The 15183-nt window shown below is 36.3% G+C and carries 14 protein-coding genes and 1 pseudogene; all 15 read right to left on the bottom strand.

Going from position 1 to position 15183, the window contains the following annotated elements; translation table 11 throughout:
- Positions 1-62, bottom strand: a pseudogene (locus AC1DIT_RS17815) (RNA-binding S4 domain-containing protein); the annotation flags it as partial.
- A gap of 12 nt (positions 63-74) precedes the next feature.
- Positions 75-1538: a bifunctional methyltransferase/pyrophosphohydrolase YabN gene (gene yabN / locus AC1DIT_RS17810; protein ID WP_476998330.1), complete on the bottom strand. Its 1464-nt coding sequence runs from the start codon at positions 1536-1538 to the stop codon at positions 75-77.
- Between the two features lie 12 nt (positions 1539-1550).
- A complete protein-coding gene (locus AC1DIT_RS17805; RefSeq protein WP_016116911.1) occupies positions 1551-3152 on the bottom strand; it encodes a putative polysaccharide biosynthesis protein in 1602 nt (533 codons plus the stop codon).
- Positions 3153-3324: 172 nt separating this feature from the next.
- A complete protein-coding gene (spoVT, locus tag AC1DIT_RS17800) occupies positions 3325-3861 on the bottom strand; it encodes a stage V sporulation protein T (protein ID WP_006093076.1) in 537 nt (178 codons plus the stop codon).
- Positions 3862-3996: 135 nt separating this feature from the next.
- On the bottom strand, positions 3997-7527 hold the full coding sequence (gene mfd, locus AC1DIT_RS17795; RefSeq protein WP_016116910.1) for a transcription-repair coupling factor: 3531 nt from the start codon (positions 7525-7527) through the stop codon (positions 3997-3999).
- Between the two features lie 106 nt (positions 7528-7633).
- Complete coding sequence (locus tag AC1DIT_RS17790) at positions 7634-7858, bottom strand: anti-sigma-F factor Fin family protein (protein ID WP_016116909.1); 225 nt, start codon at positions 7856-7858, stop codon at positions 7634-7636.
- Positions 7859-7928: 70 nt separating this feature from the next.
- On the bottom strand, positions 7929-8489 hold the full coding sequence (pth, locus tag AC1DIT_RS17785) for an aminoacyl-tRNA hydrolase (protein ID WP_016116908.1): 561 nt from the start codon (positions 8487-8489) through the stop codon (positions 7929-7931).
- Positions 8490-8561: 72 nt separating this feature from the next.
- Positions 8562-9515 carry a ribose-phosphate diphosphokinase gene (locus tag AC1DIT_RS17780; protein ID WP_000107420.1) on the bottom strand — a complete coding sequence of 318 codons (954 nt, stop codon included), beginning with the start codon at positions 9513-9515 and terminating at the stop codon, positions 8562-8564.
- Between the two features lie 18 nt (positions 9516-9533).
- Positions 9534-10913 (bottom strand): bifunctional UDP-N-acetylglucosamine diphosphorylase/glucosamine-1-phosphate N-acetyltransferase GlmU, encoded by a 1380-nt coding sequence (glmU, locus tag AC1DIT_RS17775; RefSeq protein ID WP_476998329.1) that lies wholly within the window; start codon positions 10911-10913, stop codon positions 9534-9536.
- Positions 10914-11423: 510 nt separating this feature from the next.
- Complete coding sequence (gene spoVG / locus AC1DIT_RS17770) at positions 11424-11717, bottom strand: septation regulator SpoVG (RefSeq protein WP_002174553.1); 294 nt, start codon at positions 11715-11717, stop codon at positions 11424-11426.
- 151 nt (positions 11718-11868) lie between these two features.
- Positions 11869-12243 (bottom strand): RidA family protein, encoded by a 375-nt coding sequence (locus AC1DIT_RS17765; RefSeq protein WP_016132954.1) that lies wholly within the window; start codon positions 12241-12243, stop codon positions 11869-11871.
- A gap of 204 nt (positions 12244-12447) precedes the next feature.
- Positions 12448-13296, bottom strand: coding sequence for a pur operon repressor (gene purR / locus AC1DIT_RS17760; RefSeq protein WP_476998328.1), 849 nt, complete (start codon positions 13294-13296; stop codon positions 12448-12450).
- A 54-nt stretch (positions 13297-13350) separates the two neighbouring features.
- The gene (ispE, locus tag AC1DIT_RS17755) at positions 13351-14220 is read right to left on the bottom strand and encodes a 4-(cytidine 5'-diphospho)-2-C-methyl-D-erythritol kinase (RefSeq protein ID WP_476998327.1); all 870 of its coding nucleotides are present in this window, start codon (positions 14218-14220) and stop codon (positions 13351-13353) included.
- Positions 14221-14416: 196 nt separating this feature from the next.
- On the bottom strand, positions 14417-14596 hold the full coding sequence (gene sspF, locus AC1DIT_RS17750; protein WP_016116903.1) for an acid-soluble spore protein SspF: 180 nt from the start codon (positions 14594-14596) through the stop codon (positions 14417-14419).
- A gap of 90 nt (positions 14597-14686) precedes the next feature.
- Positions 14687-14950, bottom strand: coding sequence for a biofilm formation stimulator Veg (gene veg / locus AC1DIT_RS17745; RefSeq protein ID WP_018767332.1), 264 nt, complete (start codon positions 14948-14950; stop codon positions 14687-14689).
- Positions 14951-15183: the final 233 nt, after the last annotated feature.

The following is a 15183-nucleotide window of genomic DNA, read 5'->3' as shown; positions in this document are numbered from 1 at the left end:
TCCTTTGCTAATGTTCTCCTTTTAATTAGACGCGATACTTTCAAAAATTTATCTAAGCGCATCTCATTTCCCCCCTATTGATTCTCTATCTGCTTCGCTTCTTCCCATAAAGCATCCATTTGCTCTAACGTTAACTCCTGCATTTCCTTATTCATTTCAGCTACTTTGGCTTCCATGTATATAAATCGGCGCATGAATTTCTCATTTGTGGTACGAAGTGCCTCTTCTGGATCCAATTTATAGTAGCGAGCAATATTAACAAAGGCGAATAGTAAATCCCCAAATTCACCTAACATTTTTTCTTTATCCATCTTTGCAACTTCCTGCTCAAACTCTTTCAATTCTTCAAAAGCTTTATCCATCATTGGCTGTACATCATCCCAATCAAAACCAACTTTTCCTGCTTTTTTCTGGATTTCATACGCACGCATTAATTGTGGTAAACTTTTTGGAATTCCCGTTAAAGCAGACTCCCTTACATGCCCTTTTTCTTGTTTTTTAATTTCTTCCCAGTTTAAAACAACTTCTTCCGCATTCTCTACATCTATATCTCCAAACACATGTGGATGACGACGTACCATTTTTTCAGATAGCGTTCGGATGATATCCTCAACAGAGAACCAGCCCTCATCTTCTCCAATTTGAGCATGAAGCATAACTTGTAATAACACATCACCAAGTTCTTCAATCAAGTGGTCATCATCTTCTTCATCAATTGCCTCTAACACTTCATATGTCTCTTCAATTAAATATTTCTTTAAAGACTGATGTGTTTGCTTTTTATCCCATGGGCAGCCATTTGGTCCACGAAGMTCAGCAATAAYTKCTCKRAGCACATCAAAYTGYTGATATAAAGAAGCTCGCTCAGTAACAGGCGGTACATATACGCTCGTTAGATTGTTCAACTCTGTTTCATGATCCAACATATAGAGCGGCACTTTTTTCACTTGCTCAAAAGATGTTCCTGCGGCTGTTACAATATATACTTCATACTCATCAGGCAACATTTCCATTAATGTCAACTTAACCTCAGATGCAACAAACGCATCATATACTTGGCAAAAAATTAAGTGTTGACGTAATTCTAATTGACCTCTTTCAAATGAAGTTGCATCAATAAGTTGGAATCCTTCAATTGGATCTATTTTTAAACTAGCAAACATCGGATCCAAAAAGCTTTGTCCACCTTCAATTCGCACCTCAATCTGCTTCGTTTCCCCTTTTTGCAAGAGTAATTGAACAGTTCGTTCCGCAACAAGTGGATGACCTGGTACAGCATATATAATATCCGCACCTTGCGCTTGTTCTATTAACGTATTCGCAATTGTTTCATACACGATTTCAAATGTATCGTGCGACTCATATACATCATCAAAAGCCGTGTACTTTATACCTTCCTTTTCTAACTCTTCAATAACAGGATGCTCTTTCGTACGCACATACATATGATCTGCTTCTTTTATTTTTCGATATACACCCATTGTCAGCTGATCTAATTCACCAGCACCTAATCCTAAAATCGTGATTACTCTACTCACAACCATTCACCTCTATCCACTCTTCTTCAATGAAGCTTCTACCTTCTCTTGCTTCATAACAGTCCCTAATTCTTTTTTTGTAAAAACACTTAACTTCGTAATTAAAAACAGATATACCAATCCGCCAATCGCTACGCCTAGCAACGCTTCAATTACAGCTAATCCTCTATACCCTTCATCACTTCCTAGTCCCAACCCTTCATAAATACGCATAAATAACATTAATATAACGACCATTCCTAATCCGCTGATCGTTACTCCAAATATGCCTTGTTTATGAATGAGTGGTTCTTCTACAATTCGAATAAGGAAAGCACTATTTAACAAAGCGATAACCATGAGCGAAATTAACGTTGCGACTGCCGCCCCAGTTACACCAAATTGCGGCATTAACATATAATTGAGCAATAATTTTAGACACCCTCCAAATATAACAAACAGTGCCGGCTTTACAGTTTGACCAAGCCCTTGCAAAATAGAAGCCGTTGTAATGGATAAGGAACTAAATAAAATAGAAACAGCTAAAATAGCTAACACACCTGAGCCCTCACTATTTTCAAACAACATAATATTTGTCGGCTTAATGATACACGCTAATCCTAATGCAGCCGCAACTCCAATCACAAAAGTTATCTTCATCGCTAACTGCACCTTTTGTTGAATAAACAGACGATCTCCTCGTTCTTTTGCTGAAGTAATAATTGGAATAAGCGAAAGTGAAAATGAAGTCGTCACAACTGTACCAAGCTGCATAAGCGGGATACTTCTGTCATAAACACCCTTTAATACTTTTGCAATTTCCGCCGGTTCTCCTGCCTGAATAAGCAATGTGTAAAACGAAACGGAATCTGCCATTTGTATAAAAATTAACACTAAATTACTAACACAAATAGCCATTCCTTGCCAAAAAAGGATTCGAATGATTTTCTTTTTATTGTGTATCCTCTTCCATCCTTGTAAGAAAATAGAGCGAAAATTATGCCGCATATAAAATAAAAGTACGAGTATACCAATAAACCCGCCTGCAATCGACCCCAACATCGCTCCTGCTCCAACTGTATATAAATCAAATTCATGTGCGATGAGGAACAACGATAAGAACACAATAATTGACACACGAACCGTTTGTTCAATCACTTGCGATATAGCTGTCGGTATCATATTGTTAAACCCTTGAAAGTGCCCTCGTGCAACAGATAAAAAGGGCATTAACAAGAATGAAAATGAAATAACTCTTAGCAGTTTATCTAAATTTGCATCGCCCATGACTGATGCAATCGTGTGCGCTCCCAAAAACAACGTAAAGAAACCTATACAACCGATTCCTAATAAAAACCAAAAAGAAACACAAATAATTCCCTCTGCCTCTTCCTGCTTCCCTTGTTCTAAACGCTCTGCTACCATCTTAGAAATAATGATGGGAAAACCATAAGTAGCTAAAATTAAACAAAATCCATAAAATGGATAAATTTGTTGATAAATATAAAAACCAACATCTCCCGCTATATTTTGATATGGAATACGGTAAAAAGCGCTTAATACTTTCGTAACAAAACTTGCAATCGTTAATATAATAGCCCCGCGCCAAAAAGCTTGATACTTCTTCGCTTCCATACGAGAAAACTCCTTTTCCTATTCTCATCCCTCGTATTATATCACAAAGAAAAAACAGGATTCCTTTTAGATTTATACAATAAAAAAGGTAGCAAGACGCTACCTTTAAATGAAATACAATCCTACTTTCCGAAAAAAACCTTTTATAAAGAAATATTATGATTAAGAAGAATTACTGTTCCATTTGTTTTGCTAAAAAACTTGCAGCAGTATTTACTGCCTTATGCTCTACCTCACTTATAATTGCTTCTTTTGAAAAGATGATAACAGCTCCAATCGGATCTCCATTTGCAACGATTGGTCCAACCGTATAAGAGCTAACCTTTTCGGTTACACCATCGATAATCGAAATTTCACTTTCATCTGTCATAACAACAGATTTTCGATCTTCCATCGTTTTTTCGATTAAATCGCCAACACTTTTATTTAAGTATTCTTTCTTAGATACCCCCGCTACGGCGATAATGGAATCGCGATCACATACGAGTACGTTATGTCCTAAACTATCGTATAAAGCTTCTGCATATTCTTTTGCAAAATCACCTAATTCACTAATTGGAGAATATTTTTTCAAAATCACTTCTCCATCGCGATCCACAAAAATTTCTAGCGGATCTCCTTCTCGGATACGAAGGGTTCTACGAATTTCTTTCGGAATTACTACCCTACCTAAATCATCAATTCGACGTACGATTCCAGTTGCTTTCATTCTAATGCTGCCTCACTTTCTACTGATGATGAAAGTGGTGAATTTACCTGTTCATGTAAAAATCACCAACTGTTAGACATAGTATTTTACACATTAGTTCTTCTATGCACGTCGAATTACATTTTTTATTTTGTTTTAGGCATTTATTACTTCTTTTTTCACGTCAGACAAACCTTTTAATAAATTTTCGGCGATTGTTAACCATTTTGATGTCTCTAATCCATTCGTTTTCATAACAATTTTCAAACGAGAACCTTCCATACCAAGACCAATCATACGACCAAAACTATTACCAAGCATAAATAATTTTCCACCATCAATATTTTGGCTTGATTGCTCTGAGAATAAAAACGTCACTTCAAATTTTGTTTGTTTAATTAGCTCAATCTGTTCTTTCGTTGCTAATACTTTAATATTTGCAATTTGTAATAAATATCCAACTTCTTGCGGATAGTCTCCAAAACGATCAATCATTTCTTCTTGTAATTCCTCAATATCTTCAATCGCAGAGACACCTCTAAATTGTTTGTACATCATAATTTTTTGTTTACTATCTGAAATATAAGCGTCTGGCAAGTAAGCATCGACTTCTAAATCAATTTCAACATCAACCGTATTTTCAATTCCTTGTGTTCCTTTACGCTGTTCAATYGCATCTTTTAACATTTGAGAATATAGATCAAATCCGACAGAATCGATGAATCCATGCTGCTCAGCCCCTAACAAGTTACCAGCACCACGAATGGATAAATCTCGCATTGCAATTTTAAATCCTGATCCAAGTTCTGTGAATTCTTTAATTGCTTGTAAACGCTTCTCAGCGACTTCTGATAACACTTTATCACGCTTATATGCAAAGTATGCATAAGCAACACGGTTTGAACGACCAACGCGCCCACGAAGCTGATAAAGCTGTGATAATCCCATACGATCGGCATCAAATACAATTAATGTATTTACATTAGGAATATCAACACCTGTTTCAATAATCGTTGTACTTACAAGAACATCATGCTGTCCATCTAAAAATGATAGCATGACAGACTCTAGTTCACCTTCGTTCATTTTCCCATGAGCATACGTCACACGCGCCTCTGGGACTAACATAGAGATTTCATCTGCTTTTCTTTCAATATCTTCAACACGGTTATACAAGAAATAAATTTGACCGCCCCTTGCAAGTTCCCGTTCTATCGCCTCTCGAATTAACCCTGGATTATACTCAACCACATATGTTTGTACCGGGAAACGATTTTCTGGCGGCGTCTCAATAACAGATAAATCTCGTACACCGAGCATAGACATATGGAGCGTACGCGGAATTGGCGTTGCCGTCAATGTTAATACATCAACATTCGCTTTCAATTGTTTAATCTTTTCTTTATGCGTAACACCAAATCTTTGTTCTTCATCGATAATTAGTAAGCCTAAATCTTTATAGGTTACATCTTTAGATAAAATGCGATGTGTTCCAATAACAATATCAACTGTCCCATCTTTTAAACCTTTAATTGTTTCATTTTGTTGTTTTCTAGTACGGAATCTACTTAACAATCCAATATTAATTGGGTAGTCTTGAAAACGTTCTCGAATCGTTTCATAGTGTTGTTGTGCAAGAATCGTTGTCGGTACTAAAATTGCAACTTGCTTTTCATCCATAATTGCTTTAAACGCTGCACGAATTGCAACTTCCGTTTTACCATATCCAACATCACCACATAGAAGTCGATCCATCGGACGCCCACGTTCCATATCTTTCTTAATTTCTTCAATAGAACGCAACTGATCTTCTGTCTCCTGGTACGGGAAAGATGATTCAAATTCCTGCTGCTCTGCAGTGTCCGGCGTATACGCATATCCCTTTGAAGCCTCACGCTCTGCATACAATTTAATTAAGTCATCTGCAATATCTTGTACAGATTTTTCTACCTTCGTTTTGACCTTTTTCCAATCGTTTCCGCCTAGTTTGTAAACTTTCGGATTCTTACCTTCTGATCCTACATACTTTTGTACTTGATCAATTTGTTCGATTGGCACATATAACTTATCATTACCTTGATATTTAATGTTCAAATAATCTTTATGGACACCATTAATTTCTAACGTTTCAATTCCTAAAAATTTACCGATACCATGATTTACATGAACAACGTAGTCGCCAACCTTTAACTCTGAATAACTTTTAATACGCTCTGCATTCGATAGTTTTTGCTTACGTTGTGATTTTTTTACTTTTTTATGGAACAGCTCTTTTTCTGTAATCACAACAAGCTTTTGCATCGGCATTTCAAATCCTGCATGTAAATCACCTACAGCAATTTGAAGGCGACCAGGAAGCAATATATCTGTAGATTCTATAATGTCTGCTTCAATATCATAATCACTTAAAATATATTGTAATTTTTTTGCGCGTTCTTCATCTGTTCCCAATACAACAGTCGTGAAATCCCCTTCAGTCCATCTATCAATTTCTGTTTTTAACAATTGCATTTGCCCATGAAAGTCCTGCATTGTTTTACACGTTACATTAACAATATTTTGCGGGTGCGTATGTGCAATATGGCGTAAAAATAATGTTAAATATACAAAGCTTCTCTTTTTATGGTGTAGAAATTCTTCAAATTGGTGTGAGAACACCAAATCTTGAAGAATTGCCCCTTCACTTAGAAGCGATGTATACCATTCCGCTTCTTCTGTCTCAAGATGTGATGCCGTTTCTTGAATACGCGAAATTTCATCTAAGATAACGACACCATTCTCAGGTAAATAGTCTATTAGACTAGCATGTTCTTTGTAAAAAATAGATAAATATTTAAACATTTGCTCTATAGTCTGTCCGTTTTTCAATATTTCTATCTCGTGACTAACTGTTTCAAGTACTGCTGTCTTGATTTTATCATCAGAGAGCTTCTGCATCGTCTTCATTAAACCTTCCTCAAGACGCTCTACCCCTAATTTCAGTTCATCTTTTGAAAATAAAAATTCTGTCGCAGGACCGAATTTCACGCTTTCTCTTTTATCTTGAGAGCGTTGTTCTTCTACATCAAATGAGCGGATAGAATCTACTTCCGTATCAAAGAACTCTATACGAAACGGTAATTCTTCAGTTAACGGATAAATATCCAGTATACCCCCGCGCAAACTAAATTCTCCAGGTGCTTCTACCATTGACTTACGTTCATATCCAATATGATGCAATGTATGAAGCAATACATCTAAATCAATCTCTTGCCCTAGACTAATTTCGATTTGCTTTTGCTTCCATAATTCTTTTATTGGTAAAAATCTACGTAATCCAGCAACTGGAACAACAATAATGCCCCGCTCGCCCATCGCTAAACGATTTAATACTTCAATACGCTGCGCTTTCAGTTCTGGGCTTGCAACCCCTATTTCTGACGCAATTAATTCATTAACCGGATATAACCATACATCCTGCTCACCAAGTAGTGATACTAAATCCTCATATACTTTTTGCGCTTGAAATAAGTTGTGTGTAACAACAAGTTGCGACTGCTTTGTTTTTTTATATAAAGCAGCCATTAATAAAGAACGAGAAGAAGTTGCCATACCTGATACAAGCTGCTCTTTCAATCCTTCTTCTAGTCCATTAATAATGGATTGTATTTCTTTATTTTTATAAAATTGCTCTAATAACCCTATCATTTTCAAAACCCCTCTCAACATAAAGAGCAAGTTAATATATTTTTATGCAAATATTTTGGAAAAAGAAAACAGAAAAATGCTTTGGACACGCCAAAGCGACAACATTTTATTGCAAAAATTTTTCATACTCATAATACTCCGGATAAGATGAGAGCGTTTCTTGGCACGACTCACAGATTGTTTTTATATATATATTTCCATTTTCATGAAAATGAATCATATCCAATCGTTCTTGCTCTGTTAGTTGAAATAAAACTTTGCTGTATACCTTTTCTGCGGTAATGGCACCTACGTTACACCCACAATGTCTACAGTAATAATGTCCTTCCATACTATCCTCCTAAGTGTACAATTACTATTAGTATGGATTAAAACATCATAAAATATTCCAAATTAGAACATTAACCGTTAAAAGTATTCATAATTTGAAGAAATGGTTTCTTTAACCACTCTTCACATGCGGCCGCAGCCTTTTCAATGGAATGATTTACTTCTGGCAGCTCTTCTGCTGTGAAGCGCCCCAATACATAATCCACTACTTTCATACCATTTTTCGGGCGATCAATCCCCATACGAATACGTTGAAACTCTTGCGTTCCTAAATGGGAAATTGTCGATTTCACACCGTTATGGCCGCCTGCACTACCTTTCATACGAAGGCGCAATTTACCTACTGGAATATCCAAATCATCATACATGACAACAAAATCTTCCACATCAATTTTATAGTAATCCATAAGCGGACGGATACTTTCTCCAGATAAATTCATATACGTAAGTGGCTTTAATAAAATTACTTTTTCGCCATTAACAAATCCTGAACCATACATACCTTTAAACTTTTGTTCATTTAAAGAAATTCCCCATCGTTTCGCAAGTTCATCAATTCCCATAAATCCGATATTATGCCTTGTTAATTCATATTCTCTACCTGGGTTCCCAAGTCCTACTATTAATTTCATTCTTGTACCACTACTTTCTTTTTACGATACGAAAAGACGTAACCAAATTTGGTTACGTCTCATTCTATCCAATTAATTGAATAATACACTCACAGATTCTTCTTCGTAAACACGAATGATTGCTTCTCCGATTAATGGAGCAACAGAAAGCTCATGTACTTTATCAATTTTCTTCTCTTCTGGTAATACGATAGAGTTTGTTACAACTAACTCTTTAATATTTGAGTTTTGGATACGCTCAATTGCTGGGCCAGATAAAACTGGGTGTGTACAGCAAGCATATACTTCAGAAGCACCGTTCTCAACAAGAGCGTTTGCTGCTAATGTAATTGTACCAGCTGTATCAATGATGTCATCAATTAAAATTGCTGTCTTACCTTCGATATTACCAATAATGTTCATTACTTCCGATACATTCGGACGTGGACGGCGTTTATCGATAATAGCGATTGGCGCTTTTAGGCGATCCGCCATTTTTCTTGCACGTGTTACACCACCGTGGTCAGGAGATACGATTACGATATCTTTAAGACCTTTTGTCTCAAAGTAATCAGAAAGAATCGGTACACCCATTAAGTGGTCGATTGGGATATCAAAGAACCCTTGAATTTGTGGAGCATGTAAATCTAGAGTGATTACACGAGTTGCACCTGCTGTTTCAAGCAAGTTTGCTACAAGTTTCGATGTAATTGGTTCACGAGAACGCGCTTTACGGTCTTGACGCGCATAACCATAATAAGGAATAACGATATTAATTGTTTTTGCAGATGCACGTTTTAACGCATCAATCATAATAAGTAATTCCATGATATGTTCGTTTACTGGGAAGCTTGTAGATTGAATAATGAATACATCACAACCACGAATACTTTCTTCAATGTTAATTTGAACTTCTCCATCACTAAAACGGTCAACAGAACATTTCCCTAACCCTACTCCAATATGCTTTGCAATTTGCTCAGCAAGTTCCTTATTAGAGTTTAAAGAGAATACTTTCAAATTAGAATTTAGATATTGAGTCGACATCTAGATTAACCCTCCACATTATGATTTTTTCTTATTCAGCAATTGATCAACATAGTCTTCTTTGTTAACTTGACGTGCACGTGCAATTGATAATGCTTTTGATGGAACACTCTCTGTAATTGTAGAGCCTGCCGCAACATAAGCACCATCTTCAACTGTTACAGGAGCAACAAGGTTTGAATTACAACCAATAAATACGCCGTTACCAATAACTGTTTTAAATTTATTCTTGCCATCGTAGTTCACCGTAATTGAACCACAACCAAGATTCACGTCTTCTCCAACTTGTGCATCCCCGATATAACTTAAGTGTGAAGCTTTACTTCTATTACCAAAAACAGTCTTTTTGATTTCCACGAAGTTTCCAACGCGTACTTCGTCACCAATAACTGAATCTGGACGGATATGTGCAAATGGACCGATTGAAACTTCCATACCAATCTTACTGTCATGTACAGTAGATTGACGAATTGTCGTACAATCTCCAATTTCACTATCACGTACTACTGTATGTGGACCAATTTCACAATCAGAACCAATTACAGTTTTGCCTTCAATAACTGTTCCTGGATAAAGAACTGTATCATTACCAATGATTGCATCAGCAGAAATGTATGTGTTATTTGGATCAATAATTGTAACACCATTTACCATGTTCTTTTGGTTAATACGCTTTTTCATAATAATTTCCGCTTGCGATAGAGCGACTCTGTCATTAACACCTAATGTTTCATCGAAATGCTCTGTTTGATAAGCTGATACAATATGACCTTCACTTTTCAAAATCTCAATAACATCTGGAAGGTAATATTCACCTTGAACATTATCGTTTGAAACTTTAGAAAGTGAAGCAAATAGTGCCTTATTATCAAAACAATACGTCCCTGTATTAATTTCTTTAATAGCTCGCTCTACTTCATTTGCATCTTTATGCTCAACGATTTTTTCAACATGACCACTTTCATTACGAACAATGCGGCCATATCCAGCAGGCTCTTCTATGTACGCTGTTAACACCGTCGCTTTCGCTCCTGCTTCTTCATGATGCTTTAACAATGCTTCCATTGTTCCTGCAGTTATAAGGGGTGTATCACCACAAATAACTAAAGTTGTTCCCTCTTCATTTGCAAGTACATCGGCAGCTTGATCAACAGCATGTGCTGTACCAAGTTGTTCTGCTTGCAWTGCAAATTCACTTACGTTCCCTAGTTGTTCTTGTACTTTTTCAGCACCATGTCCAACTACCGTTACAAGTTTCTGCAATCCTAATTGAGATACTTGATCAACTACATGCTGTACCATTGGTTTTCCGCATACAGGATGAAGCACTTTGTATAGCTTGGACTTCATACGTGTGCCTTTACCTGCAGCTAAAATCACTGCAAATCTGTTTGACATATAGAACCTCCATCGCAACCTATTTATCCATTAAAGATATTATCCTAAATCATTATATATTTCAAGAAACACGGCATAACTATTAAATTTTACCATACTTCTTATAAGATGTTTTATTCTTTAGTATCTTTTTTTAGGAAATAAGATATACTATTTCGAATGATTTTAAAGAAATTAGAAGTTTACATATAACGAGGACAATAAAGTGAGGCTTTAATTAGCGGAAAATTTTATTCAAAATAAACACTTTATAAGTAAAAAACCGTTCTTTTTAGGCGGGAGAGAGCGCCCCGCCTCGCACAGAAGCGGTCAGGGCCTTTTTTGCCTCCATGCCAAGGGAAGACAAAAGGAGATAACGAGTTCCGATCTTCTTTTATTTTCATAGCCGGAACTTAGGCGCCAATAAATCAAAATGGATTTACAAATAAAAAAACAAACCCCTGTAAGTGTTTACAGGAGTTTGTTACAAAATTATAGAGCTCCTTTATTAGAGCCCTTTTTATTCGAATTTTACGAAGCTCCTGCTTCTTCAAACTCAACTTCTTCTAACTCGCCTAAACGGTGATACTCAGCTAAAACCGCATCTTGAATTTTTGAGCGTGTGTTAGAATTAATTGGATGCGCAATATCACGGAACTCCCCATCTGGAGTACGTTTACTTGGCATTGCTACAAATAATCCATTATTRCCATCAATTACACGAATATCATGAACAACAAACTCATGGTCCAATGTAATAGAGGCAATCGCTCTCATACGGCCTTCTGTGTTTACGCGGCGTAATCTTACGTCAGTCACTTCCATCTTGTGTTCACCACCCTTTTCTAAATAAGCGATATATTTGTATAAATTCCACAAATTTTCTATTTTCCCTTTAATTTTTTAAAAATTTTTAAGATAAAAAATTTTTTTTAACGGAATATAAGAATTAATGGACGTTATCGCTTACAAATTTTCATTTTACAAGGGCAATAACTTCAATTTCGATGGAAACATCTTTCGGTAATTTTGCAACTTGTACACAAGAACGAGCTGGTTTATGTGCAGAAAAATATGTTCCATATACTTCGTTTACATCTTTAAAATCATCCATRTCYTTTAAAAATACAGTTGTTTTTACAACCGTATCAAATGATGCTCCTGCCTCTTCTAACACAGCTTGTAAATTTTGAAATACTTGTTCGGTTTGTATTTTCACATCACCTGTTACAAGTTCTCCACCTGCCGTTAATGGAATTTGTCCTGAGCTATAAAACATGTTATTTACGATAATTCCTTGTGAATATGGACCAATCGCTTGTGGTGCTTGATTTGTTTGAACTACTTTCATATTTTCTCACCCTTTTATTATTTTATTTTCCTTAAATAAAAACTCCTAGAAAACTTTCTTCCCATATAAACTCAGTTCATCCTATCTAAAATAATTAGGATGCCCTGTGCTAGCGGGCGGTAAGACTTTCACAATACAAGAAAAGACTTAACGTCCACTAGCACTTTCATTTACAAAAAAAGATAAAGCTTCTGCTTTACCTTTTTATTCAGCTTCTACAAGCCCTTCGTCAAATGGCACAAGTGAATAATTCCCTTTTTCCACTTGAATYGYTTTYTCTTTMAYATCWACTTCTGAYAARCGRATTAAWGAWACAAAGTTATTAATAAGTCTTTCTTCAATATCYGTMGAYTCTACTAATACGCCRATYCCAACAACATTRGCWTTAAACTCTTCTAGCATGCTAATCATGCCTTGAATTGTTCCTCCAGCCTTCATAAAATCATCAACGATTAAAACATTGGCACCTTCCGGAAGACTACGTTTTGCTAAAGTCATTGTTTGAATACGCTTAGATGAACCTGATACATAGTTAATACTAACTGTTGGTCCTTCTGTTACCTTATTATCTTTTCTTGCAATTACTACAGGTACATCTAAATAATTCGCTACCGCATATGCAAGCGGAATCCCTTTTGTTGCTACCGTCATAACCGCATCAATCGGCTGCCTCGCAAATACAGAAGCAAATAGGCGACCTGCCCCGTTGATATAGCGTGGATTACTCAAAAGATCCGTCATATATAAGTATCCACCTGGAAGAATACGATCTGGATTCTCAAATAAGCCACAAAGCTCATTAATGATCAGATTTGCTTCCTCTTCACTTATATATGGAATATATTTCACTCCTCCTGCTGCCCCTGCTATCGTTTGCAATGTGCCGACCCCTTGTTGTTCAAACGTTTGCTTAATAATAACTAAATCTTCACTAATGGAAGACTTAGCTGATTGATACCGTTCAGCAAAAAAAGTGAGAGAAACTAACTGACGAGGATTTTGCAATAAATAGTAAGTCATATCAACTAGTCTTGTACTCCGTCTAATTTTCACATTCTCACCCCAAATCACGAATATTCTAAACAAATCATAACTTATTATACGTCTTTATTCAAGCGTTTCTCGCTCTCCTAATAGACGGACTGCGTATACTTGTTCACAAAATCCTTTTAAACCATTATAAATACGGTGCATACGCGAATCATGATGCACAAGCCCAAACACAGTTGGACCACTGCCACTCATTAAAACTGCATCTGCGCCAAAGCGCTTCATCTGTGCTTTAATACGTGCAACTTCAGGATGCATCGCAAATGTCACATCTTCTAATACATTTCCAACTGCATTGCATATTCCTTTATAGTCACCTTGATTGATAACTTCAACCATTTTATCTACGTCTGGATGTGTGACACGATTTAATTGTAAATTTCCATATACGTCAGCAGTAGATACACCGATGTGAGGCTTCGCTAAAATAACCCAACAAGAAGGAGGTGTCTTTATATGCTCAACCTTTTCTCCTCTTCCTGTCGCAATCGCTGTTCCGCCATATACACAAAAGGATACGTCAGATCCAATTTCTGCTCCAAGTTCCGCTAATTCACCTATTGTAAGACCTAAATTCCATAGCTTATTAAGACCACGTAATGTAGCAGCCGCATCACTGCTTCCACCTGCTAATCCTGCTGCTACTGGAATTGTTTTTTCAATAGCAATAGATACACCTTGTTTTACCTTAAATTTCTCTTTTAATAATTTCGCTGCTTGATAAGCTAAATTACGCTGGTCGTCTGGGACATACCGATTATGGGATAMAATTTCAATACGGTCTTCTGMTAAYTCCGTTARCTCTAAACGATCTGCYAARTCGATTGTTGTCATAATCATTTTCACTTCATGATAACCGTCTTGTCTTTTCCCTAGTACATCTAACGACAGATTAATCTTTGCTGGTGCTTTCACTAGTAGCTTCAATCTATTCACCCACTCTATGTACTCAATCTTTTATCGTTTATTTTACCATAAATTTATAGTAAGACGATGACACTTCCCTAATTATAACGAAAAGCATTCAGAATGAAACTACTTATGCAAAATGATGATACCTTTTGGCGTGCAAAAAGCCGAGGAATTTCTCCTCGGCTACCGTAGCATAGAAGTTATTTTGCAACTACTGGTTTTGTTTCATTAATTGCTGCTGTGCAATTTCAATAGCACGTTTCACCATATTACCAGCATCTTTCGCACGAATTCCGCCCCATCCTTCTTTCTGAACAACATCATAAAATCCAAGCTCTTTTGCAAGCTCTTCTTTAAACTGATTTGACATGACTCCTCTTCGTCTACTCAATGCAGGTCCCTCCTTATTTTGCTACGGTATAATTAGTATGCAAAAAAATGTCTTTTTTATTTATGGAAATATATGTAACAGAGTGGACAATTACCCTAAAATAACCTCGTTCTGAGGATCATCATAAAACGTTAATTCTACCGTTTCTGTTAAAACATCTGCATAGCTATAGGAAACACGCTGCAATGTATCCTCTTGTTGATCTAACTGTACAACAAAAACAGAACGATACGTTTCTGCTAGTACGCCTGATTGTTCCACTGTTTTTCTTCTTCCACTATTCGCCTTTAACATAAGGCGCTTCCCAAGATGATGATCTAATTCACTTTTAATTTCATCTAAACGTTTTGACATATACTTTGCTACACCTCGCTGTAATTTAGAGTGAATACATAAATACATGATATATCTATCCCAATCATTGCCTATACATAACAAGCAATATCTTCGCAAGAACCTAATGCGTTCGAATAGATAGAAGAATTACTATATTATAAAAGTATCATTGTATAGTCTGTACGTTCTTACCTTTTTTTATCCAAGCACCTATAAATCCTTGTTTATGGTACATCTTTCACCAAACAAAC

The organism is Bacillus sp. 05T22, assembly GCF_056396765.1.
The sequence above is the reverse complement of the archived record's forward strand: the minus strand, read 5'-3'. Positions and strand labels throughout refer to the sequence as shown.